The following is a 24,782-nucleotide window of genomic DNA, read 5'->3' on the forward strand; positions in this document are numbered from 1 at the left end:
ATGTTCGCGACATTTCCCACCAAACAGCCGCATTCGTCCATCCGCGGCTCACACCCGTGCGCGTGGCGGTGCCGCGGCTGCTGCGCCATCCGCCGCCCAAACGGTAGGCTTTCCGTGTGATCTTCAAGCGCATCGGCAATGGGCGGCCGTACCCGGATCACGGCCGGACGAGCACCCGCCAGTGGGCTGACGTCGCCCCACGTCCGGTGCGGCTCGACCAGCTGGTGACCACCAAGGGCCAACTCGACCTGGAAACCCTGCTGGCCGAGGACTCGACCTTCTACGGGGACCTCTTCGCCCACGTGGTGAAGTGGCACGGCGACCTCTACCTGGAGGACGGGCTACACCGGGCCGTACGGGCCGCGCTGCAACAGCGCCAGGTGCTGCACGCCCGCGTCCTCGAAATGGACTGACGGCGCCCCACCTCGGGACACCCGCCCAGGACATCCACACAGGCTTCACGGACCGCCCCCTCGCCAACCGGCGGAGGGCGGTCCACGCGTACCCGGGTACCCCCTTTCGGGTACTGGAGTGCTCCAGATGATGATCGTTTAGTACCTTCACAGCCGTACGGCACTAATCTGCTGACTACGGCCGCGACCAGGGGATCCGCCCGCACCTGGGGGACACCTCTACCCGGCCCGCCCGTCATCCCGACCCCGCCCTGGCACGAGGGGGAGACAAACCGTGAGCATGTTGACTCCCCAAGGTCTCAAGGGGAAGCAGTACCGCATCACCGGCAACGCCTACCCACGGCTGGGCCGGCCCCCGAAGAAGAGCCGCAAGGTCATCGCGGCGCTCGCCGGCCTGCTCGCGCTGGCCCTGATCGCCCTCGGCGGCGTGCAGCTCTACGACATCTTCAGCGGCAGGGACAAGCACACCTCCGCACAGGCCTGCGCGAGCCCGTCCGGCAAGGCGCTGGCCGCCCCGACGGCGGGTGCCACCCCGGGCACCCCGGCGGCCTCCGGCGCCCCGGCCGCGCCGGGCGGCGACCCGCACACCATCCCGCAGGCCACGGCGGTCACGGTGAACATCTACAACGCCACCACCAAGGCCGGCCTGGCCGGGCGGACCGCCGAGGAGTTCAAGAAGCGCGGCTTCGTCATCGGCAAGGTCGGCAACGCCCCGGCCGAGCTGGACAAGAAGGTGCCCGGCACCGCCCAGGTGATCGCCGGCCCGTCCGGTGCCGGGGCCGGCACCCTGGTGGGCTCGCAGATCGCCGGGGCCACCGTCACCGCCGACGCCCGCACCGACGCCAGCGTGGACTTCGTGATCGGCGACAGCTACAACGCCCTGCTGGACGAGACCCAGGCGGCCGCCGCCCTCGCCCTGGCCGTCAAGCCCTCCCCCACCCCGAGCGCCACCGGCAGCTGCTGACGCCCGACGGACACGGAAGAGCCCCCGGCAGACGCAGTGCCGGGGGCTCTCGGTCGTTCGGAGTCGTGCGTCGAATCAGCCGCACGGAGAAGGGGACTCAGCCCGCGGTGCCGTACAGCCGGTCGCCCGCGTCGCCGAGGCCGGGGACGATGTAGCCGTTCTCGTTCAGCCGCTCGTCCAGGGCGGCGGTGACCACGGTGACCGGCAGGTCGGCCAGCTCGCGGCGCATCACCTCGACGCCCTCCGGCGCGGCCAGCAGCACCACGGCGGTGACGTCGGTGGCGCCGCGCTCGATCAGCATCTTGATCGCGGCGACCAGGGTGCCGCCGGTGGCCAGCATCGGGTCGAGCACGTAGACCTGGCGACCGGAGAGGTCGTCGGGCATCCGGGTGGCGTACGTGGAGGCCTCCAGGGTCTCCTCGTTGCGCACCATGCCGAGGAAGCCCACCTCGGCGGTGGGCAGCAGGCGGGTCATCCCGTCCAGCATGCCGAGGCCGGCCCGCAGGATCGGCACGACCAGCGGACGCGGGTAGCTGAGCCGGGTACCGAGGGTGACCGCCACGGGCGTGGTGATCTCCACCTCGTCGGTGCGGACGTCCCGGGTGGCCTCGTAGGCGAGGAGGGTCACCAGCTCGTCGGTCAGGCGACGGAAGGTCGGCGAGTCGGTGCGCTCGTCGCGCAGGGTGGAGAGCTTGTGGGCGACCAGGGGGTGGTCGACGACGTGGAGACGCATGTATCGAGGTTAGCCCGGTCCTGGACGCCTGTACGACACGCCGTGCCACGGCTTCCCGCCGACCGGCGTCACGGTGCCGTGACACACCGCGACGTACCGCGAACGTCCGGACGGAACCGGCTGCTGTGGTATCAACCCGCCCGTTCTGGGAATGTCGTGTCTTATGACGAGCAACCCGAAAGCCGGGGACGGCTCGGCGGACGAGCCCGTCGGGTCGGCCCTTGGCGCCGGCCCGCCGCACGACCCTCCCGAGACCGAGACGGAGCGCCGCAGGCGGCGGGCCGTCTTCCTGCGCGAGCTCGCCGAGGCCCGCGAGCTGAGGGAGCGGGTCCAGCCCCGTCGGACCAAGGAACGGCGGATGCGCGAAGCGATGCGGATGCGAACATTCCGGATCTGACGCAGGCCTGATGTCGGCCTGACGCTGGCCTGACCCGGATCCGGGGCCGGCTCGGATGCCGGTCCGCGACAGCAGCCGAGTCGGCCCGACCCGACCCCAACGGGCGTTCGGACCAAATTTCGACCGGTGTCGGACCGTCCCGGCCCGACTCCGCCGTCCGCCACCCGGTCCTTCCGACACGACCTGCAAAGACGCGCTGCCGAACACCCCCCGCAAGGGCGGGCTTTCTGTCACGATTCCGATGGGACGGTCCGAACAAGCGGACCGCCTCTGGCGCGGGGGCGGCCAGATTTCCGCGTTGCCCGAGCGCGCCGACAGCCGAGACCGATGATCTTGGGAGTGTCCCTGGTGGCGTACTTCGCTGCAGTGCTTGCTCGCACCGAGGACGGGTGGGATGTAAGCGAGACGGAACTCGACGATGTCGAAACCCTGGCCGATCTGACCGACCTGGCCCGCGACTCCGCGCAGGACGACGACAGCGTCCTGATCTTCATCGAACAGGAGGACGCCTGGTTCGCCATCGTCCGGGTGGACGGTGAGGAGGACCCGCGGATCTTCGTGTCGGACGGTGCCGCCGCCGCCCGCAGCTCCTACGGCTCCGTCCTCACCGACGAGCTGGTCGACCAGGCCGGCGAGAGCGAGTTCGGAGACCTGGACCACCTGCTGGACGAGGCCGAGGAAGCGCAGGACCAGGACGACGAGGACGCGGACGCCCGCGGCGGCGTCCCGGTCGGCCCGCTCGGCGACGCCCACCTGCTCACCGAGTTCGGCCTGGCCTCCGAGGAACTGCTCGCCCTCAGCGGCGAGGGCGCGGTGCCGGGCGACGCCCTGGAGGAGATCGCCGAGGCCCTGGGCTGCGGCGAGGTCCTGGAGGCGGTCCGGTAGCGGACCGATGCCCGACACTGGATGCCATGCAGCCCGCATCCACCCCGCTGACCGTCCCGCACATCCCCCCGCTGCCCGCCCCCGTCCGCCCCGACCCGGTCCGTGACCGCTGGGCGGCGCCGATGCGCCTCGCCATCGCCGAGGCCGCCCTGGCGCCGGCCACCGGGGACGTCCCGGTCGGGGCGCTCGTCCTGGGCCCGGACGGCGAGGTGATCGGCCGCGGCCACAACGAGCGCGAGGCGGTCGGCGACCCGACCGCGCACGCCGAGGTGGTGGCGATCCGGCAGGCGGCCGAGAAGACCGGGGAATGGCGGCTGAGCGGCTGCACCCTGGTGGTCACCCTGGAGCCCTGCACGATGTGCGCCGGCGCCATCGTGCTGTCCCGGATCGACCGGGTGGTCTACGGCGCCCTCGACGAGAAGGCCGGCGCGGCCGGCTCCCTCTTCGACGTGATGCGCGACCGCCGGCTCAACCACCGCCCCGAGGTGATCTGGGGCGTCCTCGCCGAGGAGTGCGGCGAGCAGCTGCGCGCCTTCTTCGACACCCATCGCTGAGGCCCCCGGTGACGGCCTTCCCGATACGGATTTCGTGACCGCGCCACCCGTCCGGTAGAGTTCCCCTCGGTAGCGTGTCCGAGCGGCCAAAGGAGCACGCCTCGAAAGCGTGTGTGGGGGCAACTCCACCGTGGGTTCGAATCCCACCGCTACCGCTGGAAAGCCCGAGGGCCCGTCCGATCCGGACGGGCCCTCGGCGTTTCCGCGCACCCTCGAACGCGGAAAGGGCTCCGCGCCTCCGGGCTAACAACCACCGCTGCCCGGCCCGTACGGAGCCTGGAAGGGGAGGGGGAGCGGCTCGGGGGACTGACCGCTCCCCCGGCGGAGTCCCACAACCGGCGCCGCGTCGGGGGGAAGCCGCGGCGTCCGGCCCCACAGCGGGGAGCTCCGGATCCACGCACCGGAGATTCCTGCCAGATCCTCGGTACGTCATCCATCCTGCCGCCCGGCCCTCGTCCGGGCACCCGGAGAAAGGCCCCCCTCGCGAGGACCTTCGTCCCGCCGGACGAACGCGTCGCACACTTGATAGCCCGTCCGGTGGATAAGCTGCCCTGCAGGGCCGTTCGGGGACCCGAATGGCGGCGGCCCACCGCAGGGAGGAAGGTCACGATGGCGCAGGCGAAGAAGATCGGCATGATCCTCCTGCTCATCTTCGTGCTCTACTCGATCATCACCTCGCCCGCCCGCTCCGCCGAACTGGTCCAGCTCGGCTTCGAGGGCATCTCCAATGCGGCCAAGGCGGTCGGCACCTTCATGACCGGCCTGATCAAGTAGCGGTCCGCCCGACTGCCGGACGGCCCGCGACAACCCCGGCACCCGATACCGTGGGCGGGACCCTCTACCCCCGTCCGCGAGGAGCGGCAATCGTGATCCGGCATCTGGTCCTGTTCAAGCTCAATGAAGGCGTCGCCAAGGACGAAGAGCGCGTGCTCGCCGGCGCCAAGGCGTTCGATGAGCTCGGCTCGCTGATCCCCGAGCTGCGCGAGTGGGAGTGCGGCTGGAACACCACCGAGCGCGACATCGCGTACGACTACGCGATCAACAGCCTGGTGGAGAACCGCGAGACCCTGCAGGCCTACCTGACCCACCCGGCCCACCAGGCCGCCGCGGGCCAGTGGCGCGAGTTCGCCACCTGGGTGATCGCCGACATCGAGGTCTGATCCCCGCCGGCCCGTCCCCCGGACGGACCGCCCCGCCCCGCCCTGCCCCCGGGCGGGGCGTCTTGATCTGTCCGGGAACGATCCTTGCGGCGCTTCGCCCGCGGGGCCGGTGAAGGCCGAACGCCCCACCAACACACCTCCATCGGGTGCTTGCCCGACCTGCGCCCACCTTGTGATGCTATGACCGGTTTTGCCGGACATGGCGAGGTGGTGAACCAGCCGCGACACCCGATCCGCAGGGCCCGCCGTTGTCGACTTTGGGAGGGGTGACGTGTCCGTGGACGAGGTGCTGGCTGCGATCATCAGCCCGGCTGGCGAGCTCCGCCCGGACGGGCTGCGCGGCACCGGCGGCCGGCCCGCCGTGGACGTCCGGACGCTGACCCGGGTGCTGTTCGAGCGGCTCACCGAGCTGCCCCCGGACGCCCCCGAGCGGGAGCGGGTCCGGGCCGCCCTGATCGAGGTGAACATCCCGCTGGTCCGCTACGCGGCCACCCGCTTCCGCAGCCGCAGCGAGCCGATGGAGGACGTCGTCCAGGTCGGCACCATCGGCCTGATCAACGCGATCGACCGCTTCGACCCCAGCCGCGGCGTCCAGTTCCCCACCTACGCGCTACCGACCATCCTGGGCGAGATCAAGCGCTACTTCCGGGACAACGTCCGCACCATGCACGTCCCGCGCCGGCTCCAGGAGCTGTGGGTCCAGGTCAGCGGCGCCATGGAGGAGCTGACGGTGCTGCACGGCCGGGCCCCCAAGGTGCCCGAGATCGCCGCCAGCCTGCGGATCCCCGAGGAGGACGTCCGGGCCTGCCTGGACGCCGGACGGGCCTACAACGCGGCCTCCCTGGAGGCCGCCCAGGAGCACGAGGGCGGGCTCGCCCTACTGGACCGGCTGGGATACGAGGACTCCGCGCTGGCCGAGGTCGAACACCGCGACATGGTCCGCCACCTGCTGGTCCAGCTCCCCGAACGGGAACGGCGGATCGTGATGCTGCGGTTCTTCGCCAACCTCACCCAGTCGCAGATCAGCACCGAGTTGGGGATGTCCCAGATGCACGTCTCCCGGCTGCTCTCGCGGATCCTGACGAGGCTTCGCACCGGCAACTCCTGGGAAAATTGAGATTGCAGCGCGTTACCTCGGCGTGACATCTTGCGACGTTCGGGTTTGCCGTGCACCGTGTTCCGGTATGGAGGGGGTTGGGCCCTCGCCGGGAACCTCCGCGTGTCGGCCCCCGTTCAACTGTCAGTCACAAGGGGGTGGGTGCATGTCCGGAGAGCTGGGCACTGCGGAGATCCACGCTGGTCAGGCCAAGGGCACGGCGGTCGCCGAGGACCGGATCCCGCAGCAGCGGGCCAGGTCCCTCGAAAAGCCCGTCCCCGAGACCCCCGGCGCCGGCGCTCCGCCCGAGACGCCGCCCGGCTCCGGGCTGGACACCCGGACGCTCTCCCGCTCGCTGTTCCTGCGGCTCGCCGCGCTGGAACCGGGCAGCGAGGAGCACACCTACGTCCGCGACACCCTGATCGAGCTCAACCTGCCGCTGGTCCGGTACGCCTCGGCGCGTTTCCGCAGCCGCAACGAGCCGATGGAGGACATCGTCCAGGTCGGCACCATCGGCCTGATCAAGGCGATCGACCGCTTCGACCCGGAGCGCGGGGTGGAGTTCCCCACCTTCGCGATGCCGACCGTGGTCGGCGAGATCAAGCGCTTCTTCCGGGACACCAGCTGGTCGGTCCGGGTGCCCCGGCGGCTCCAGGAGCTGCGGCTGGCGCTCACCAAGGCCGGGGACGAGCTGTCCCAGCGGCTGGACCGCTCCCCCACCGTCGCCGAGTTGGCCGTCTGCCTGGGGGTCAGCGAGGAGGACGTGGTCGAGGGCCTCGCGGTGGGCAACGCCTACACCGCGAGCTCGCTGGACTCCAGCCCCAGCGAGGAGGACAGCGAGGGGCCACTGGCCGAGCGGCTCGGCTACGAGGACCTCGCGCTGGAGGGCGTGGAGTACCGGGAGTCGCTCAAGCCGCTGCTGGCCAAGCTGCCGCCGCGCGAGCGCCGGATCATCATGCTGCGCTTCTTCGGCAACCTCACCCAGTCGCAGATCGGCGAGGAGATCGGCATCTCCCAGATGCACGTCTCCCGGCTGCTCACCAGGACGCTCACCCAGCTCCGCGAGGGGCTGATCAGCGAGGGCTGATCAGCCCGCTCACCTCCCGTCGCCGTCCAGCAGGTTGGCGCGCAGTCCGGCCAGCACGTCGTCGTCCAGCCCGAGCCCCTCCCGCCAGAACGCGTCGAAGCCACTCCAGCTGGCCTCGACCTCCGCGAATGCCGCGTCCAGATAGGCGCGGTCGGCCCGGAAGACCGGCAGGAGGAGATCGGGCTCGCGCATCAGGCCGCGGCTGCCGAAGTCGTCCAGCACCCTCGTCACCACCGGGGCCGAGCGCTCGTTGGTGAGCAGGTAGTCGGCGAGCACGGTCTCGCGGTCCACGCCCAGGGCGGTCAGCACCACCGCGGCGGCCCAGCCGGTGCGGTCCTTGCCCGCCGAGCAGTGGAACAGCAGCGGCACCCCGTCCGGCGCGGCCAGCAGCCGCAGCAGGGCGGCGAAGCGCTCGCGGGCCTGCGCGTCGGTGACGAACCAGCGGTAGAGGCCGGTCATCATGACGGCCGCCCGACCGCCGCCGAGCAGGGCGCGCTGCTTGCGCGCACTGCGGTCGGCCAGCGCGCTGCGCAACGTCCCGTGAATGTCGAAGTCCACTGCCAAGAGTGGAAGATGATGCAGGGTGACGCTGTCCGGCAGACGATCCGGGCCGGCTTCGCGGACCTCCTCGGAACTGCGCAGGTCCACCACCCCGCGCAGGCCCAGCGCGCCCAGCGGACCGAGGTCCTCGGCGGTGACATGGTTCAGGCCATCACTGCGCAGGGCCACACCAGCGCGCACCGACCGTCCGTCAGCCGTCCGATATCCACCCAGATCCCGGGCGTTGACCGCCCCGCGCAGGCCGAGACTGCGCCCGACGAGCTCCGTTCCACCTCGCTCCGGGAGCGCATTCCACATGTCTCCGATTCGCTCGGACTCGATCTGCTGATCGGCCACCCGCGCGCCTCCATTGCATATTCGGACTGTCACATGGCACAGCGGTGCCCGATATTGCATGAACCTGCCCGTCAGACCGGCAAGATGTGCGAGAGTGTCATGCGCAACTGACGACAGTGTAGGTGTCCTGCAGAACCACCTGAGCCGCACACTCGGTAACCAGGTGTAGCGCTCGGCTTCCGTTTTTTCATTTTCAATTCATTATTTGCGCGGGCGGTCCGGTTACGGTCACAATCAGCGCCTCCATGGCTTCGCCATGAACGTTGGTAACAGGTTCGCTGCACTCTCGCCCAATTGGTCCCTCGCACCGCCGACCCTCGACCAGGATGGGCGCCGGGCAGCCTGCTGCCCGCGAACAGCTACACGGGCGGGCGAGCGCAGAGCAGCGCTGCGCCAGCCCCAAGGGGAGGATCAACCATGGGTCGAGCGACCCGAAGAGTTGCCGCTTGCGCAGCGGCAGTTCTGCTGGCCAGCGGCCTGCAGACCACCCTGGCCCACGGCGACACCACGCCGCCCAGGATCGACCTCACCGTCCTGGTCATCGATGACGGGGGTCCGTCCGTCGCGGCGATCACCGCCGAGCTGAAGAGCCAGGGGACGCCGTACAAGGTCGTCAGCCTCAATGACCCCAACCGCCCCGTCATCGACTCGGCTTTCCTGAGCGACACGGTGAACGGGTTGCCGCGGGGGAAGTACCAGGGCATCGTGCTGCCCAACGAAAACCCCTTCCCCAACAGTGCCGCCGAGATGACGGCGATCGCGACGTACGAAGCCGCTTTCAACGTGCGGCAGATTGACGCGTACACCTGGGCCAGCCCGGCCGTTGGTCTGAACTACGCGCAGAATCCCGGTTTCGTCGGCACCCTCGACGGATTCCAGGCCGCCACCACCACGGCCGGAACTTCGGGCCCGTTCGGGTACCTCAAGGGCAACGTGCCGTTCGAGGACAACGACCCGACCGTCAGTGAGAGCTACGGCTACCTGGCGACCCCGCTCGCCAATCTGCCGTCCGGGGCCTCCTTCGTCCCGCTGGTCGACGCACCGATACCCAACTCGACCACCCGCGGCTCGCTGGTCGGCGAGTACACCCACGACGGCCGCAAGGAACTGGTCGTCACCTTCGTCTACAACCAGTACCAGCAGCAGTACCGCCTGCTGGCCCGCGGCATGGTCGACTGGATCACCCAGGGCGTCCACCTCGGCTACGACCGGAACTACTTCGCCACCCACATCGACGACGTCTTCCTGGCCGACGACCGCTGGGACACGGTGCTCAAGTGCACCCCCGGCGACGTCACCTGCCCGCCCGGCACCCCGGACACGACCAACCCGATCCGGATGACCCAGGCCGACGCGCAGTACGCCAAGCAGTGGGAGGCCACCAACAACTTCACCCTCGACATGCTGTTCAACGGCAACGGCAGCGAGGACTGGAAGGCCGACCACCAGACCACGGTGGACCCGACCGCCAGCCAGATGATCTCCGACCAGAACAGCTACCGCTGGGTCAACCACACCTACAGCCACCCGTACCTGGGCTGCGTCCAGGACGTCAGCGTGGTGCCCTGGCGCTGCACCAAGGACGCCTCGGGCAACACCGTCTGGGTCGACCAGAACACCATCTCCACCCAGATCAAGAACAACTTCGACTGGGCCGCGACGAACGGCCTCAAGGTCGACCCGCAGGTGCTCGTCACCGGCGAGCACTCCGGCCTGCTGACCGCGCCGCAGGAGACCAGCGACAACCCGAACCTGGCGCAGGCACTGGCCGCCAACGGCATCAAGTTCACCGGCAGTGACGCCTCCCGCGAGTCCGCCCAGCGGCCCGTCGGCTCGTCCACGCTGACCGTGCCGCGCTACCCGATGAACGTCTTCTACAACGCCGGCACGGCGCAGGAGGAGGCCGACGAGTACAACTGGATCTACACCAGCAAGGCCAACGGCGGCAGCGGCGTCTGCGAGAACAACGCCAACTCCACCTGCCTGCCCAAGCCGCTGGACACCACCACCGGCTACCAGTCGTACATCGTGCCGCTGGAGGCCCGGATCGACCTCGGCCACGTGCTGAGCAACGACCCGCGGCCGCACTTCATCCACCAGTCGAACCTCTCCGAGGGCCGGATCGCGTACCCGGTGCTGGAGAAGATCCTCGGCACCTACCGCTCGCTGCACGCCGACAACACCCCGATCGTGAACCTCAGCGAGCGGGAGATCGGCCTGGAGTTCCAGCGTCGCGCAGCCTGGAACGCGGCTCTCGCCTCCGGCCAGGTGACGGCGTACAAGGTCGGCAACAGCGTCACGGTCAGCGCGCCGGCCGGTGTTCAGATCCAGGCCACCATGCCGACCGGAACTGCTCAGAAGCTGGCCATCGGTTCGACCGCCTTCGGTTCGGCCTACGCCGGTACGCTCTCCGGTTGGGTGTCCCCGGGCGCCCTGCAGAGCAGCGTCATCCTGCAGCTCCCCTCCGGCAGCGCCCCGGCCGCCCCGGCCGCCGTGGCGCCGAGCGTCGCGGCCAAGTCCGTCCCGGCCCCGGCCCCGGCGGACAAGAAGGTCGTGCCGCAGGGTGTCGCCACCCCGGTCCCGGTGGGCCCGAGCGACACCACCCGCAAGCCCGCTGCCAAGTCGCTCGTCCCCGGCAGCGGAACCCCGGTGCCCGGCAAGGGCGTCGCCAACGGCGACGGCGCCCGCTCGAACGGCGACAACGGCCAGGGCGACAAGTCCGGCAAGGCCTCTGGGGGGACGGCCTCGCACGGCAGCACCAACCGGCGCTCCGGCAACCGGTAACCCGTACCACCCGCTGACGGGGTCGGGCCGGGCAACCGGCCCGGCCCCGCCACGGCTCCCGCTCCGGCCACCCAGGCCGGACAACCGACGCAAGAACAGGAGGGGGGACAGGAGATGCGCGTCACCCTGCTCACCGAGGGGACGTATCCGCACCAGCACGGCGGCGTGAGCGTCTGGTGCGACCAGCTCGTTCAGGGCATGCCGGACGTCGACTTCGACGTCATCGCCGTCACCGGAACCGGTCAGGAGCCACTGGCCTGGGAACTGCCCGCCAACGTGCGGTCGGTCACCACCGCACCGCTGTGGGGCCCGGCCTCGGAGGCCCGGCCGCCGCGCGGCAAGGAGATGCGGCGCTTCCTCAACGCGTACGAGCGCTTCCTCCACTCCATCCTCGACCCGGTCTACACCACGCACTTCGGGACGGAGCTGTACGGCTTCGCCGACCTCGCCCGGCGCGGGCTGCTCAGCCCCGCGCTGCGCAGCGAGCGCGCCCTGCGCACCCTCCAGCACGTGTGGACCCGCGACTACCTGCCCACCGCCGTCTCCCGACCCACCCTGCACGACGCGCTGAACGCCACCGACCTGCTGGAGCACGCCCTGCGGCCGCTCTCGGTCAACCCGCCCACCGACGGCGTCGCCCACGCGGCCAGCGGCGGTCTGGCCACCCTGCCCGGGCTGATCGCCGCCCAGCAGTTCGGCGTACCGTTTCTGCTCACCGAGCACGGCATCTACCTGCGCGAGCGCTACCTCGGCTACCGCACCGGCCCGTACCGCTGGCCGGTCAAGGCGCTGCTGCTCGGCTTCTACCGGATGCTCGCCGAGGAGAGCTACCGGCAGGCCGCGCTGGTCACCCCCGGCAACCGGTACAACCGGCGCTGGGAGGAGCGCGGCGGCACGCCGTCCGCGCACATCCGCACCGTCTACAACGGGGTGGACCCGGCCGCCTTCCCCCCGGCCGGTCCCGAGCCCGAGACGCCGACCCTCAGCTGGGCCGGCCGGGTCGACCCGATCAAGGACCTGGAGACGCTGATCCGGGCCTTCGCCATCGTCCACCGTGAGATCCCCGAGGCGCGGCTGCGGCTCTTCGGGGGCACTCCCAAGGGCGGCGAGGCGTACCGGGACGGCTGCATAGCCCTGGCCGCCGAGCTCGGCATCGCCGACTCGGTGGCCTTCGAGGGCCGCGTCGCCGACATCACCGACGCGTACGCGGCGGGCAACGTGGTGATGCTCTCCAGCATCAGCGAGGGCTTCCCGTTCACCCTGATCGAGGCGATGTCCTGCGGCCGCGCGACCGTCTCGACCGACGTCGGCGGGGTGCGCGAGGCCGTCGGGGACACCGGCCTGGTCGTCCCGCCGCGCGAGCCCGAGCCGATGGCGGCCGCCGCGATCGAGCTGCTGCGCGACCCCGAACGGCGCGCCCGGCTCGGCGAGGGCGCCCGGCTGCGGGTCATCGAGCAGTTCACGCTCCGCCAGAACATCGACGGCTTCCGGGGCATCTACACCGAACTCCTCGGCACCGCCCGCTGGATGCCCGGCGGCGTGGTGGCCGTCACCGACGAGGTCCCCAGCCCCGACTGGGACCAGCAGTTGGCCGCCGCCCAGCCCCGGCCGAGCGAGGTGGGCGCGTGAGCGAGCGAAGTGAGCGAACCATCGACAGGTGCGCGTACCGCGAAGCGGCTGCCGAGCGTAGCGAGGTGGGCGCGTGAGCGGTCCCATTCGTCTGGTTCCGGACGAGGGCGGCGCCGAGCGGACGATGCAGTTGCGCACCCTGCCGCTGAAGCGCCGCCGCCCCGCCCCGCCCGTCGAGCCCGAACCCGCGGAGCAGCTCGGCCTCTCCGCCGACCCGCTGGACGAGCTCGCCGAGCGCCTGCACGACATCTGCGCCGACGCCGTCCACCCGTACGAGATCGCGGCCTTCCTGGAGTCCGACGGCCTCTCCGACGAGCAGGCGGCCCTGCTGTACGGCCGGCCCGACGCGTTCACCGTCGCCGAGGAGCTGTTCGAGAAGGTCCAGCGCCGCTACCCCGGCCCGAGCTCCGAGTTCGCCAACCCCTGGCGGGCCGACCCCTGGCGCTGCGTGGTGCGCGGCCTGGTGTTCGCCCTGCCCGGGCTCGGCTACCTGCTCGGCGCCAACCTGTTCGCGACCGCCCGGATGCGCTTCGGGCTGCCCTCGGGCATGCTCGCGCTGTCCATCGCCACGCTGGTCAGCTGGGGCTTCAACCAGGCGTTGGCGCACCGCGCGTACCGCTGGCTGAGCCGGCTGCGCCGCCGGGACGCCGCGGTCTGCCTGGCCGCCGGGGCACCGGTCGGCGCGCTGTTCGGCGCCGCCGCGGCGTACCTGGTCGGCGGGCCGCTGGGCGCGCTGTGGTTCGCCGCCGGACAGTCGCTCTACCTGGGCGCGGCCACCGTGCTGCTGGTGCTCGGCCGGGAGAAGTTCCTGCTGGCGGCGCTGGCCCCGGCCTCGGTCGGCGCGGGCGTGGTGCTGGCGGCGGACGTCCCGCAGCTGGTCCGTACGGTGGTGCTGCTGGCCTCGCTGGCGCTGGCCGTCGGGCTGGCCGTCCGGGAGCTGCTGGTCGCCGTCCGCGGCGGCGAGCGGGACGGCGTGGAGCTGAAGCTACCGATCCGCCAGGAGGTCCCCCACCTCCTGTTCGGCCTGGCCTGCGGCGCGCTGACGCTGATCGCCGGCCTCGGCGAGACCATCCACCAGGCGGTGCGCGCCTCCTCCCACGCCGCGCACACCGCGGCCCACACCCTGCACGGCCACCCCGTGCACGAGCTGAAGACCACCCCCACCGGTCCGGCCATGATCGCGCTGACGCTCAGTCTCGGCCTCGCCGAGTGGCTGCTGTTCCGCTACCGGGCGATGGCCGTCGCCGCGCTGCGCACCAGCCACACCACCGGGCAGTTCACCCGCCGCACCGGCGGGATCCTGCTCGGCTGCCTGTTCATCTACCTCACCACCGTGGCCGCACTGGACGCAGCCGCGACCGTGCTGTGGCCGGGCGCCCCCTCGCTCGGTGTGCCGCAGCTCGGCGCGATCCTGCTCCTGGGCGGCTCGCTCTGGCTGGCGCTGCTGCTGAACGCCTTCGGGTTCAGCTGGAGCACCGCCCTCATCTGTCTGGCCGCCGCGGTCGCCGAGAGCGCCGGGCTGCTGACCGGTGCGGACCCGATCGTCCTGCAGCTGATCGGCTGCGGGGCGGCCGCACTCGTCCTCACCGCCATCGCCGGGCCCGCGCTCGGCCGCACCACCCAACACCGCTGACTCCTCAGCATCGCTGAAGGGTCCAGCCTCAACCGAGACACCACCGGCCGGCCGCCACAGAGCGCCCGGCCGTCCCCCGAAATCGAGAAAGCGAATCCCGTATGAGCAGCGTCGCGGTTACCGGAGCCGAGGGCTTCATCGGCTCCCACCTCGTCGAGACCCTGGTCGCCGACGGGCACCACGTCCGCGCGATGGTCCAGTACAACTCCTTCTCCTCCTTCGGCTGGCTGGAGACCCTGTCCGAGGAGGTGCTGGACTCGGTCGAGATCGTCCTCGGCGACGTCCGGGACCCGGGCTCGGTCAACGGCCTGGTCAAGGGCACCGAGGCGGTCTACCACCTGGCCGCCCTGATCGCGATCCCATACTCCTACCGCGCGCCGCACTCGTACGTGGACACCAATGTCACCGGCACGCTGAACGTGCTGGAGGCGGTGCGCCACCTGGAGATCCCCCGCCTGGTGCACACCTCCACCAGCGAGACCTACGGCACCGCGCAGACCGTGCCGATCACCGAGGACCACCCGATCAACACCCAGTCCCCGTACGCCGCGTCCAAGGCCGGCGGGGACCGGCTGGCCGACAGCTACCACGCCAGCTTCGAGACCCCGGTCGTCACCCTGCGCCCGTTCAACACCTTCGGCCCGCGCCAGTCGATGCGCGCCGTCATCCCCACCGTGATCGCCCAGGTCGCGGCCGGTCAGACCGAGATCACCCTCGGCGACCTGCGCCCGACCCGTGACTTCATGTTCGTGAAGGACACCGCCAACGCCTTCCGCACCGTGGGTACCGCGCCCGCCGAGGCCGTGGTCGGCCGGACCTTCAACGCCGGCACCGGCGGCGAGATCTCCGTCGGCGACCTGGTCACCCTGGTCGGCAAGCTGATGGGCGTTGACCTGGTGGTGAAGGAGGACGAGCAGCGCATCCGTCCGACCAACTCCGAGGTCATGCGCCTGGTCGCGGACGCCACCCGACTGCGCGAGGCCACCGGCTGGGCACCGCAGTTCACGCTGGAGCAGGGACTGGAGCAGACCATCGAGTTCTTCCGCGACCCGGCCAACCTGGCCCGGTACAAGACCGACATCTACAACGTCTGAGCGCCTTAACGATCATGCTCGTCCTGGTAACCAAGGTTCGTGTCCTACGCATCCTTTCCGTGGGGGAAACACCATGCACGCAGTGATCCTGGCCGGCGGTAAGGGCGTCCGCCTCCGCCCGTACACCACCGCGCTTCCCAAGCCGCTCGTCCCGATCGGCGACCAGCACGCGATCCTGGAGATCGTGATGCGTCAGCTCGCCGCCGCGGGCTTCAAGACCGTCACCCTGGCCATCGGCCACCTCGGCCACATCATCCGCGCCTACGTCGGCAACGGCTCCCAGTGGGGCCTGCGGGTGGGCTACGCCGTCGAGGACAGCCCGCTCGGCACCATGGGCCCGCTGCTCACCATGCAGGACCGCCTGCCCGAACACTTCCTGGTGATGAACGGCGACATCCTCACCGACCTGGACTTCGCCGGGGTGCTCAAGCACCACGAGGCGTCCGGGGCCCCGCTGACCATCGCCACCTACGCCCGCCAGGTGAAGATCGACTTCGGTGTGCTGACCACCGACTCCGGCACCATCTCCGGCTTCCAGGAGAAGCCCAGCATCGACTACCGCGTCTCGATGGGCGTGTACGGCGTCTCGCGCTCGGCGCTCGCCAAGTACACCCCCGGCCTGCCGCTGGGCTTCGACGAGCTGGTGCTCGACCTGCTGGCCGCCGGCACCCCGCCGGCCGCCTACGACTTCGGCGGCTACTGGCTGGACATCGGCCGCCCGGACGACTACGACCGGGCCAACGCCGAGTTCGCCGGCATCCGCCCGGTACTGATGCCCTTCGAGTCGACCGACGCCGGGCCGGGCCTCGCGGAGCTGCCGATCCCGGCCGTCCTCACCGCCCCGGACGCCACCGTCGAGGAGCCCGCCGCCGCGGGCGCCGAGAGCGACGGACGGGCCGCGTGAGGATTCTGCTGCTCGGCGGCGACGGCTTCCTCGGCCGTCACGCCTCCGCCGCCCTGCGGTCACTGCCCGGGGCCACCGTGCTGACCGCGGGCCGGCGGCCCGCCCACGACCTCCGGCTGGACCTGGGCACCGCCCAGGCCGGCCCGCTCGGCGAGGAACTGGCCGCGCTGGCCCCCGACGTGGTGGTCAACTTCGCCGGCGCGGTGGCTGGCAGCGCGGTCAGACTCGCCGAGGTGAACGCCCGCGGCCCGGCAGTGCTCTGCGAGGCGCTGCAGCTCGGCGCCCCCAAGTCCCGCCTGGTGCACATCGGTTCGGCTGGCGAGTACGGCGTCTGTGCCGAGGGCGACTCGCTGTCCGAGCAGGCCGACGCCCGCCCGGTCGGTGTGTACGGCGCGACCAAGCTGGCCGGTTCCCTCGCGGTGGCCGGCTCGCCGCTGGACGCGGTGGTGCTGCGGGTGTTCAACCCGGTCGGCCCGGGCGCCCCGGTGGGCTCGCTGCCCGGCCGGCTGGCCGCCGAGCTGCGCCGGGTGACGCCCGAGGGCGCCGACGGTGTGATCACGGTCGGGGACCTCTCCGCCTACCGCGACTTCGTGGACGCCCGGGACATCGCCACGGCGGTCGGCCTGGCGGTCACCGCCGACGGTCCGCTCCCCCGGGTGCTCAACCTCGCCTCCGGGCGGGCCCGTCAGGTCCGGGCGATCGCCGACGGACTGGTCGCGGCGGCCGGCTTCACCGGCCGGATCGACGAGAGCGGGGCCGGCTCCGAACGCTCGGCCGCGGTCTCCTGGCAGCAGGCCGACGTGTCGGCCGCCGCCCGGGAGCTCGGCTGGAACCCGGAGACGGACCTTTCCGACACCCTGCGCGACCTGTGGCTCAGCACCGCCGAGCCCACCCCGACCCCGGTGGTCGCATGACCGCCGGGACCACCCCCGACGGCCGCCTGCTGGTGCCGCTGTACGTCCACCCCGCGGTGGACCCGGCGGCCTGGCGGGCGGTCGCCGCCGCCGACCCCGCCCGGATCGCCGCCGTGGTGCTCAACCTCGCGGATGGTCCGGGAGAGGTCCCGGACGACGTCTTCGCCGAGGCCGCCGACGAACTCCGCGCGGCCGGCCTGCCGTTGGTCGGCTACGCCGACACCGACTACGGCCGCAGGCCGCACGCGGCCGTGGTGGCCGACATCCTGACGTACCGCCAGCGCCATGGCATCACCGGCGTGTACCTCGACCAAGTCGCCACCCACCCGGGCGCGTTGGCGCACTACCGGCGGCTGGCCACGGCCGCCCGGGCAGCCGGCTGCGGCACCGTGGTGTTCGGCCACGGCGAGCACCCGGACCCGGGCTACGCCGAGGTCGGCCTGGCCGACCTGCTGGTCACCTTCGAGGGCGACTGGGACACCTACCGCGCCATGACGCTGCCGCTGTGGACCGGCCGCCACGCGGCCTCCCGCTTCTGCCACCTGGTCTACGACGTCCCGGCCGACGCCGCCCCGGACGCCTCCGCACTGATCACCGCCCGGCGCGCCGGCGTCGGCTGCGCCGTCCCGGGCGCCGGCGAGAACCCCTGGCGCACCCTGCCGTACGGTCTGACCGCCGCTGAACTGACCTGACCCGATCCGGAGTTCAACTACCGTGAACCGCCGTACCCGGCTGCTGCCGGCCACCCTGGCCCTCGCCACCGTCACCGCCCTGCTGGTCACCTCGTGTAGCAGCTCGGGTTCGGAGGACGACCAGGACCCGGCCGACGGCAGCCCGAGCAACTCGCCCGCGGCCACCGCGCCCAGCACCCCCGGCACCCCGTCCTCCCCGGGCACCACCAGCACCGCGCCCGCCACCCCCGGCGCGACCACCGCTCCCGCCACCCCGCCGGGCAGCAGCACGCCGCCCGGCACCACCGCCCCGCCCCCGGCCGGCGCCCGCTGGCAACCCGCCCCGGGCCTCGCCTGGCAGTGGCAGCTCGGCGGCACCGTGGACCAGTCGGTGGACGTCCCGGTCTACGACATCGACGGCTTCGAGAACGACGCCTCGGTGGTGGCCGCACTGCACGCCAAGGGCCGCAAGGTGATCTGCTACATCAACGCCGGCTCCTGGGAGGACTTCCGCCCCGACTCCAACGCCTTCGCCAAGGCGCTGCAGGGCTCGGACACCGGCTGGAAGGGCGAGAAGTGGTTCGACATCCGCAAGCTCGACCAGCTGAAGCCGCTGATGGCCGCCCGCTTCGACATGTGCAAGAGCAAGGGCTTCGACGCCATCGAGCCGGACACCATCGAGGCCTACAACCAGAACAGCGGCTTCCCGCTGACCCCCGATGACCAGCTCGCGTACAACCGGATGCTGGCCCAGCTCGCGCACGAGCGCGGCCTGGCCATCGGCCTGAAGAACGACCTGGACCAGATCCCCGCGCTGCTGCCGGACTTCGACTTCGCGGTCAACGAGGAGTGCTCGCAGTTCGACGAGTGCGACCGGGTCTCGCCCTTCATCAAGGCGGGCAAGGCGGTGTTCCACGTCGAGTACAAGCTCGACACGGACCAGTTCTGCGCCAAGGCCAAGTCGCTGGGCTTCAGTTCGATGCAGAAGAAACTCGACCTCAACGCCTGGCGCAAGCCCTGCTAGTACCCCGGCATCACCCCGCAGGCGAGAGTTCGAGGACGGGCCCTGCGGCCGGTGCCACCCGTCGCGCGGGTGACCCTGATCGGGGTCACCCGCGTGAGGGTCACTTGACCGCGAGCCAGATGACCGCACCCAGGGCGGCCAGGGCCACGACGGCGATCAGCGCGATCACTCCGGTGCGACTGCCGCTGTTGCTGTTGCCGTAGGTGGAGACGGAGCCCGGTGCCTGAGGCGCCGGGCTCTCGTCGACGAACGCCCGGAACATCTGGGTGCTACCGGCGGGGTCGTAGTCGTTGTCAGCCATGGCACGGACTCTAACGAATCAGCCCACCTCAGGCACACCCCGGACCCCTCCCCCGACGGGCGAACCGCCCCGACGTGCGACGGGCGTGTGAACGGCTCGCGACTCCCGGAATTCGTTCCCACACAATCGGGTTGACTTCGAACATGACCGGAAACCCCAGCCGGGTCCGCCTCGGCCACTCCGACCTGTCCGTCTACCCGCTGTCCCTCGGCGGCAACGTCTTCGGTTGGACGGCCGACGAACAGCAGTCCTTCGCCGTGCTGGACGCCTACGCGGCCGCCGGCGGCAACTTCGTCGACACCGCCGACGTCTACTCCGCCTGGGCCCCGGGCAACGCCGGCGGCGAGTCCGAGACCGTCCTCGGTGACTGGCTGCGCAGCCGCGGCAACCGCGGGGACATCGTGATCGCCACCAAGGTCGGCATGCACCCCGAGGCGAAGGGCCTGGACGCGGCCAACATCAGGGCCTCCGCCGAGGCCTCGCTGCGCCGCCTGGGCGTGGAGTCGATCGACCTCTACTACACCCACCTGGACGACGACACCCCGGTCGAGGAGTTCGTCACCGCGCTGGACGGACTGGTCCGCGAGGGCAAGGTCCGCGCGGTCGCCGCCTCCAACATCTCCGCTGAGCGACTGGCCGAGGCGCTGGACTTCGCCGAGCGCGAGGGCCTGGCCAAGTACGTCGCGGTCCAGCCGCACTACAACCTGGTCTCCCGTGGCACGTTCGAGGGCCCGCTGGCCGACGTGGTCGGCGAGCACGGCCTCGCCACCGTGCCGTACTACGCCCTCGCCTCCGGCTTCCTGACCGGCAAGTACCGCCCCGGCGGCCCGGAGGTGGACAGCGCCCGCGCCGAGGGCGCCGCCCGCTACCTGGCCGAGCCGCGCGGCCCCAGGGTGCTGGAGGCGCTGGACTCGGTCGCCGCCGAGCACGACGTCACACCGGCCACCGTCGCCCTGGCCTGGCTCGCCGCCCGCCCGACGGTCGCCGCCCCGATCGCCAGCGCCCGCACCGTCGACCAGCTGCCGCCGCTACTGGCCGCCACCGCGCTGGAGCTCACCCCGGAGCAGACCGCCCTGCTGGACGCCGCCTCCGAGTGAACACACGACCGGCCCCCGACAGCGGAGCGCTGTCGGGGGCCCGGTGTCGTCTCCCGGCGCTACGGCCGCCCGAAGTGGGTCGGATGGTAGCCCGAGTCGAGCGTCGATAAGACCATGCCGGCGCCCGCCAGCACGGTGGTGGCCAGGCAGGTGCTTCGCACGGCGCGGTTGATTCGGCCGCTACCGGGCGCCGCCGCACCGCGCGCCGTGCGCGGCCGGGCCGCGCAGTTCGGGCAGCCGCAACCCGTCATCGTGGGGGTGCTGCCAAGGCGCTCCTCGAAGCCGATCAGACCGGAGTCTGCGTCGAGGTCGATGCCGGGGTCGGCGTACGCGCCGGTGATTATCCTCATGCGGGCCGTCCTTCCTTCCGCCCGGCCCGGGCAGCCGGGGACGGTACCGGGGCGGCCACTCCGGGCGGGGCGACGAAGGCGACCAGCAGCTGCTCCATCAGCGCGCTGCGGGCTGCCTCGTCCAGTTCGTGCGCGGTCGCCCGCTCCAGTCGGCGGACGGCCAGCGCCGCGGCCTCCACCGCGTCGTCGACCAGTACGGTCCGCAGGCCCGCGTCCAGGTCGGCGAGCCGGCGGCGGCGCATCGACTCGGCGACCTCGGGTGCGTAGTCCAGCGCCAGCGGCTGCGCCGAGTAGACCTCCAGGCCGGCCGGGGCGGCCTCGGCGGCCAGCGCACGGGTCATCTCGTCGGCGAACCAATGCCCGTCTCGCAGCGCGGGCCCGGGCGCCGCGTTGCTGTCGCACGGCAGGGTGGACGCGGTCCGGGTGAGCACCGCCTGGACCTGCTCGCGCAGGTACCTCTCGTGGTCCTCGATCGCCAGCGTCGCCCGCGCGGTGTCCCTGACCCGCCAGACGATCAGCAGCCGGACCACGATCGGGGTGCCGGTGCGGTCGACCGCCTTGACCAGCTCGCTGCGCCAGTGCCGCAGTCGCACGTCCACCAGGCGACGGCGCAGCAGCGGGTTGACCCAGACCAGCCCGGTCCTGCGCACCGTGCCGCGGTAGCGGCCCCAGCGGGTCAGCACCCGGGTCTCACCGCCCGCGTTCGCCAGCAGACCGGCCAGCGCGAGCAGCACCAGCAGACCGGCCGCGCCGACCGCGGCGATCGCCTGGACGTCCACCTCGGCCCGGCCGCTCTCCTTCGCGGCGGCGCCGCGCAGTTCGGGCAGCGCTTCCCAGTGCGGGATGACACCGGTGCGCAGCAGCACGCACCCCACACCGGCCAGGCCCAGCAGCACCACCAGCAGGGCGAGCCAACCCGGCAGGGCGGTGGCGGTGTGCTCACGCAGCGCCTGGTCGGCGCGCGGGGGGCGGCGCGAGGTGGCGGCGACGGGAGCGCAGACGGCGACGGGGAGTTCGACGGTCTCCGGGGCGGCCGTCTCCAGCGGGTCCCGAAAGTCGGCGGGGCTGGCAGGGGACGGACCGGGGACGACCGGGTTGGCGGCCTTGGCCGCCTTCACGGTCGAGACCTTGGCCAGCGGGCTGGCAGCGGAGGCGGGACCTTCCGGCAGAGCCGGAGGGAGCGCCTCGCGCAGGCTGTCGGGGCGCTGCGAAGAATCGCGGGTGACGTCCATGCACGGATCCTCATGGGTCGGTGTGTCGCGCAACGGGCGGCCCGGATCTGACGGGCAGTGCCAGAGGTCAGGCTAAGTTCATACGTCATCAAATGCGACATTTGAGATAAGGTGTGTCGACATTTACTGACGAATCGTCCAAAGCCGACCTGACGTGCGGACACATGAGTGAGCGGAGCGGGCGAGTCATCAAAAGGTGCGTGTGGGCGAATGCCCCTGGCGCGCGAGGCGAGCCGGGCGCATGAGTGGATGGTCGGGACGGTTCGACGCAGGTCAGCGCCGTCGGGCACCGGTCAGCAGCCCGGCCGCGAGAACGGCCAGGGCGGCAGCTGTGCGCGGGAACTGTCGGCTCATCTGGCTCTCCTTCGCGGTCGGCTGCCGGGTGATGGGCAGTCCGGGCACAAGATCCGACAAAACGGAATCACGACCCCGGACCGGCCATACTGCGACACCTGTGCTTTTGGCCGTGTCCCACCCGTTTGGCGGTCATCCGGGCGGCAGGACGGGATGCACCTGAAACAGCTGCATTCATCCACTGGGCGGCAGCAGGTCCCACCCGAACGGACGGACCCGTCCGAACGAGCGGAACGGGGAATCCCGGCCAATCCGGCGGACGCCGACGTCCGGTACCTGACCATCCGTCGGGGCATGCTGTTCGAATTACCCACCCGCTCAGTAGAGTCGGGACCCGTGACCATGGACCCCGTACTCGTCAAGCGCAGTTTCGCGGTCGTCGAACCGCACGGCCCGGCCGTCGCCGAATACTTCTACCGGCATCTGTTCGAGCACGCTCCCGGTGTCCGCGGCCTCTTCGCCGAGCACCTGGAGGAGCAGCAGGACCGGCTGTTCGCCGCGCTCGGCGCGCTCGTCACCCACCTGGATGACACCGACACCGTGCTCGGGCTGCTCCGCGACCTGGGCTCGCGGCACGCCGGGTACGGCGCGCTGGTGGAGCACTTCCCGGCCGTCGGCGCGAGCCTGCTCGCCACCCTGGCCCACTACGCCGGGGACGAGTGGACCGAGGAGACCGAGGCCGCCTGGACCACCGTCTACGCGGTGGTCAGCGACACCATGGGCACGGCGCTCACCGAAGCCCGGTCGGCCTAGCAGGGGAACGGCGCGGTGCCCTTCGACCCCGCGGTCATCCGCGCCAGCTTCGCCGTGGTCGAGCGCCGCGCCGACCAACTCACCACCTTCTTCTACGCCCACCTGTTCAGCCACAACCCCGGGCTGCGCTCACTCTTCCCGGCCCAGCTGCACGAACAGCGGGACCGGCTGTTCGCCGCGCTCACCCGGATCGTGCTGCGGCTGGACGACCCCGAACGGCTCACCGGGTACCTGCGGGCGCTCGGGCGCGACCACCGCAAGTTCCAGGCCGCGCCCGAGCACTACCCGGCCGTCGGGGCCAGCCTGATCGCCGCGCTGCGGCAGTGTTCCGGCCATTCCTGGACGCCGGAGACCGAGAAGGCCTGGACCGAGGCCTACACGGTGATCGCCCAGGTGATGACCGAGGCCGCCACCGACCTCCCGGAGCACCACCCGGTCTGGTGGGAGGTCGAGGTCGCCTCCCGCCGCCGGGCCGCGGCCGACCTGGTCGTGCTCACCCTCGCCCCGATGCGCCCGTACCCCTTCACCGCCGGCCAGTACGTCACGCTCAGCAGCCCCCGGACGCCCCGGGTCTGGCGGCCGTACTCGCTGGCCAACGCGCCGCGCCCGGACGGCAGCCTGGAAGTGCACGTGCGGCGGGTGCCCGGCGGGCTGCTGAGTCCCGTCCTGGTGGAGGACGTGATGCCCGGCGAGCTGCTGCGGCTCGGGCCGCCGCTCGGCGACGCGGTGCTCACCCCCGCCTCGGACCGGCCGCTGCTGCTGGTGGCCGGCGGCAGCGGCTGGGGGCAGACCAAGGCGCTGCTGGAGCAGGTCACCGCCGAGCAGCCGGAGCGGCCGGCCACCGTGCTGCTGGCGGCCCGGTCGGCGGCCGGGCAGTACGACCTGGACACGGTACGGCGGCTGCTCGCCCGCAATCCCCGGCTGCGGGTGCTGACGGCCGCCCCGGACCACCCCGCGGGCCCGGCGGGGGCCACCGCGCTGCTGCGGGAGACGCTGCTCGGGCACGGCGACTTCACCGGCTGGGAGGTTCACCTCAGCGGCCCGCCGGAGCTGGTCGCCGAGCTCACCGAACTGCTGCTCGCCCTGGGCGCCGACCCCTGGCTGGTCAAGCACGACCCGGCGCCGGCGACCTTCAACCGGAACCGGCCGCTGACCAGCTCGGACTGGTTCCTGGACCACCGGAACGTCCCGTGGATCAACCGGACCGAGCTGGAGTGACCGGCGCCGTGAACGAAGAAGCCCCCGGCCGGTGGCCGGGGGCTTCTCGATGGTGCGCTCAGCAGGATTCGAACCTGCAACCTCTTGATCCGTAGTCAAGTGCTCTATCCGTTGAGCTATGAGCGCAAGGAACGGGCGAACCCGATCTTGCGGATTTTGGTGCGCTCAGCAGGATTCGAACCTGCAACCTCTTGATCCGTAGTCAAGTGCTCTATCCGTTGAGCTATGAGCGCTCGCCCTGGTGAACGTTGCCCCCGGGGCGTTGCGGGGACAACATTACATGACCTGCGACGCAGGACGAAATCGATTGATCCGCCCCCTCCGGGCCGGCCGACGGTCACGCCCCGGACATGCCCGGACACGCGAAGAGCCCCGCCGACAAGATCGTCGACGGGGCTCCCGGCTGCGGAGGCTGAGGGATTTGAACCCTCGATCAGGAATAACCCCGAAACCGCATTAGCAGTGCGGCGCCATAGACCGGACTAGGCGAAGCCTCCCCACATGGACCGTGCCCGCGCGAGCGGACCCGTTCCGTGTGTCAGTGATGATGCCACAACCCTGGGGCTCGGCACCAACCACCGCCCACGTTACTAGGCGGGTCGTCCCCGCCGCAAAGAAGAATGAGATACTGCCTCCTC

Annotated in this window: 24 protein-coding genes, 4 tRNA genes and 1 pseudogene; 21 read left to right on the plus strand and 8 right to left on the minus strand. The window is 71.5% G+C overall.

Annotated features, from left to right (window positions below; translation table 11 throughout):
* Positions 1 to 116: 116 nt before the first annotated feature.
* The gene (locus ACWC9T_RS00650) at positions 117 to 413 is read left to right on the plus strand and encodes a type II toxin-antitoxin system VapB family antitoxin (protein WP_030273186.1); all 297 of its coding nucleotides are present in this window, start codon (positions 117 to 119) and stop codon (positions 411 to 413) included.
* A 280-nt stretch (positions 414 to 693) separates the two neighbouring features.
* Positions 694 to 1,377: a LytR C-terminal domain-containing protein gene (locus ACWC9T_RS00655; protein ID WP_449819023.1), complete on the plus strand. Its 684-nt coding sequence runs from the start codon at positions 694 to 696 to the stop codon at positions 1,375 to 1,377.
* A 97-nt stretch (positions 1,378 to 1,474) separates the two neighbouring features.
* Here ACWC9T_RS00655 and upp read toward each other — a convergent pair whose 3' ends face one another.
* The gene (gene upp / locus ACWC9T_RS00660; RefSeq protein WP_350506235.1) at positions 1,475 to 2,110 is read right to left on the minus strand and encodes a uracil phosphoribosyltransferase; all 636 of its coding nucleotides are present in this window, start codon (positions 2,108 to 2,110) and stop codon (positions 1,475 to 1,477) included.
* A 163-nt stretch (positions 2,111 to 2,273) separates the two neighbouring features.
* On the opposite strand from upp, the gene ACWC9T_RS00665 reads away from it, so the two are divergent.
* The 8 genes from ACWC9T_RS00665 to ACWC9T_RS00700 all read left to right on the plus strand — a co-directional run bounded on the left by ACWC9T_RS00665 (position 2,274) and on the right by ACWC9T_RS00700 (position 7,289).
* Positions 2,274 to 2,507, plus strand: coding sequence for a hypothetical protein (locus tag ACWC9T_RS00665; protein ID WP_449818897.1), 234 nt, complete (start codon positions 2,274 to 2,276; stop codon positions 2,505 to 2,507).
* 327 nt (positions 2,508 to 2,834) lie between these two features.
* Entirely contained in the window at positions 2,835 to 3,392 is a 558-nt protein-coding gene (locus ACWC9T_RS00670) for a tRNA adenosine deaminase-associated protein (protein WP_449818898.1), read from the plus strand.
* A gap of 26 nt (positions 3,393 to 3,418) precedes the next feature.
* Positions 3,419 to 3,946: a tRNA adenosine(34) deaminase TadA gene (tadA, locus tag ACWC9T_RS00675; protein WP_355668779.1), complete on the plus strand. Its 528-nt coding sequence runs from the start codon at positions 3,419 to 3,421 to the stop codon at positions 3,944 to 3,946.
* Positions 3,947 to 4,014: 68 nt separating this feature from the next.
* Positions 4,015 to 4,101 (plus strand) — tRNA-Ser (locus ACWC9T_RS00680).
* Positions 4,102 to 4,555: 454 nt separating this feature from the next.
* Entirely contained in the window at positions 4,556 to 4,720 is a 165-nt protein-coding gene (locus ACWC9T_RS00685) for a hypothetical protein (RefSeq protein ID WP_387613602.1), read from the plus strand.
* Between the two features lie 92 nt (positions 4,721 to 4,812).
* On the plus strand, positions 4,813 to 5,106 hold the full coding sequence (locus ACWC9T_RS00690) for a Dabb family protein (RefSeq protein WP_449818899.1): 294 nt from the start codon (positions 4,813 to 4,815) through the stop codon (positions 5,104 to 5,106).
* Between the two features lie 334 nt (positions 5,107 to 5,440).
* Positions 5,441 to 6,223, plus strand: a complete 783-nt coding sequence (locus tag ACWC9T_RS00695; protein ID WP_449819024.1) for an RNA polymerase sigma factor SigF — start codon at positions 5,441 to 5,443, stop codon at positions 6,221 to 6,223.
* Positions 6,224 to 6,368: 145 nt separating this feature from the next.
* Positions 6,369 to 7,289 carry an RNA polymerase sigma factor SigF gene (locus tag ACWC9T_RS00700; protein ID WP_449818900.1) on the plus strand — a complete coding sequence of 307 codons (921 nt, stop codon included), beginning with the start codon at positions 6,369 to 6,371 and terminating at the stop codon, positions 7,287 to 7,289.
* Positions 7,290 to 7,298: 9 nt separating this feature from the next.
* On the opposite strand, the gene ACWC9T_RS00705 is transcribed toward ACWC9T_RS00700, so the two are convergent.
* On the minus strand, positions 7,299 to 8,246 hold the full coding sequence (locus ACWC9T_RS00705; RefSeq protein ID WP_449818901.1) for a tyrosine-protein phosphatase: 948 nt from the start codon (positions 8,244 to 8,246) through the stop codon (positions 7,299 to 7,301).
* A gap of 357 nt (positions 8,247 to 8,603) precedes the next feature.
* Between ACWC9T_RS00705 and ACWC9T_RS00710 the strand changes: the two genes are divergently transcribed.
* The 8 genes and pseudogenes from ACWC9T_RS00710 to ACWC9T_RS00745 all read left to right on the plus strand — a co-directional run bounded on the left by ACWC9T_RS00710 (position 8,604) and on the right by ACWC9T_RS00745 (position 18,839).
* On the plus strand, positions 8,604 to 10,970 hold the full coding sequence (locus ACWC9T_RS00710) for a hypothetical protein (protein ID WP_449818902.1): 2,367 nt from the start codon (positions 8,604 to 8,606) through the stop codon (positions 10,968 to 10,970).
* Between the two features lie 114 nt (positions 10,971 to 11,084).
* Entirely contained in the window at positions 11,085 to 12,599 is a 1,515-nt protein-coding gene (pelF, locus tag ACWC9T_RS00715) for a GT4 family glycosyltransferase PelF (RefSeq protein ID WP_449818903.1), read from the plus strand.
* Positions 12,600 to 12,672: 73 nt separating this feature from the next.
* Positions 12,673 to 14,232: a hypothetical protein gene (locus ACWC9T_RS00720; protein WP_449818904.1), complete on the plus strand. Its 1,560-nt coding sequence runs from the start codon at positions 12,673 to 12,675 to the stop codon at positions 14,230 to 14,232.
* Positions 14,233 to 14,333: 101 nt separating this feature from the next.
* On the plus strand, positions 14,334 to 15,326 hold the full coding sequence (locus ACWC9T_RS00725; RefSeq protein ID WP_355668787.1) for an SDR family NAD(P)-dependent oxidoreductase: 993 nt from the start codon (positions 14,334 to 14,336) through the stop codon (positions 15,324 to 15,326).
* Between the two features lie 73 nt (positions 15,327 to 15,399).
* Positions 15,400 to 16,101 (plus strand): annotated as a pseudogene (locus tag ACWC9T_RS00730) (nucleotidyltransferase family protein); the annotation flags it as partial.
* Positions 16,102 to 16,226: 125 nt separating this feature from the next.
* Positions 16,227 to 17,144, plus strand: coding sequence for an NAD-dependent epimerase/dehydratase family protein (locus tag ACWC9T_RS00735; RefSeq protein WP_449818905.1), 918 nt, complete (start codon positions 16,227 to 16,229; stop codon positions 17,142 to 17,144).
* Positions 17,141 to 17,836, plus strand: coding sequence for a spherulation-specific family 4 protein (locus tag ACWC9T_RS00740; protein WP_449818906.1), 696 nt, complete (start codon positions 17,141 to 17,143; stop codon positions 17,834 to 17,836). Before ACWC9T_RS00735 ends, ACWC9T_RS00740 begins: the two co-directional genes overlap by 4 nt.
* A 22-nt stretch (positions 17,837 to 17,858) precedes the next feature.
* Positions 17,859 to 18,839 (plus strand): endo alpha-1,4 polygalactosaminidase, encoded by a 981-nt coding sequence (locus ACWC9T_RS00745; RefSeq protein WP_449818907.1) that lies wholly within the window; start codon positions 17,859 to 17,861, stop codon positions 18,837 to 18,839.
* 100 nt (positions 18,840 to 18,939) lie between these two features.
* On the opposite strand, the gene ACWC9T_RS00750 is transcribed toward ACWC9T_RS00745, so the two are convergent.
* Positions 18,940 to 19,140: a hypothetical protein gene (locus tag ACWC9T_RS00750; protein ID WP_449818908.1), complete on the minus strand. Its 201-nt coding sequence runs from the start codon at positions 19,138 to 19,140 to the stop codon at positions 18,940 to 18,942.
* 143 nt (positions 19,141 to 19,283) lie between these two features.
* Here ACWC9T_RS00750 and ACWC9T_RS00755 point away from each other — a divergent pair, with 143 nt between their 5' ends.
* The gene (locus tag ACWC9T_RS00755; protein WP_449818909.1) at positions 19,284 to 20,237 is read left to right on the plus strand and encodes an aldo/keto reductase; all 954 of its coding nucleotides are present in this window, start codon (positions 19,284 to 19,286) and stop codon (positions 20,235 to 20,237) included.
* Between the two features lie 59 nt (positions 20,238 to 20,296).
* On the opposite strand, the gene ACWC9T_RS00760 is transcribed toward ACWC9T_RS00755, so the two are convergent.
* Entirely contained in the window at positions 20,297 to 20,587 is a 291-nt protein-coding gene (locus ACWC9T_RS00760; RefSeq protein ID WP_449818910.1) for a hypothetical protein, read from the minus strand.
* Complete coding sequence (locus ACWC9T_RS00765; protein ID WP_449818911.1) at positions 20,584 to 21,819, minus strand: SPFH domain-containing protein; 1,236 nt, start codon at positions 21,817 to 21,819, stop codon at positions 20,584 to 20,586. Before ACWC9T_RS00765 ends, ACWC9T_RS00760 begins: the two co-directional genes overlap by 4 nt.
* A 696-nt stretch (positions 21,820 to 22,515) precedes the next feature.
* Here ACWC9T_RS00765 and ACWC9T_RS00770 point away from each other — a divergent pair.
* Both ACWC9T_RS00770 and ACWC9T_RS00775 read left to right on the plus strand, forming a co-directional pair.
* Entirely contained in the window at positions 22,516 to 22,926 is a 411-nt protein-coding gene (locus ACWC9T_RS00770) for a globin domain-containing protein (RefSeq protein ID WP_449819025.1), read from the plus strand.
* Between the two features lie 15 nt (positions 22,927 to 22,941).
* On the plus strand, positions 22,942 to 24,144 hold the full coding sequence (locus ACWC9T_RS00775; RefSeq protein ID WP_449818912.1) for a globin domain-containing protein: 1,203 nt from the start codon (positions 22,942 to 22,944) through the stop codon (positions 24,142 to 24,144).
* Positions 24,145 to 24,194: 50 nt separating this feature from the next.
* Here ACWC9T_RS00775 and ACWC9T_RS00780 read toward each other — a convergent pair.
* The 3 genes from ACWC9T_RS00780 to ACWC9T_RS00790 all read right to left on the minus strand — a co-directional run bounded on the left by ACWC9T_RS00780 (position 24,195) and on the right by ACWC9T_RS00790 (position 24,641).
* Positions 24,195 to 24,270: transfer RNA gene (locus tag ACWC9T_RS00780), tRNA-Arg, on the minus strand.
* 31 nt (positions 24,271 to 24,301) lie between these two features.
* Positions 24,302 to 24,377: transfer RNA gene (locus tag ACWC9T_RS00785), tRNA-Arg, on the minus strand.
* A 173-nt stretch (positions 24,378 to 24,550) separates the two neighbouring features.
* Positions 24,551 to 24,641 (minus strand) — tRNA-Ser (locus ACWC9T_RS00790).
* Positions 24,642 to 24,782 lie beyond the last annotated feature (141 nt).

The organism is Kitasatospora sp. NPDC001159, assembly GCF_053598235.1.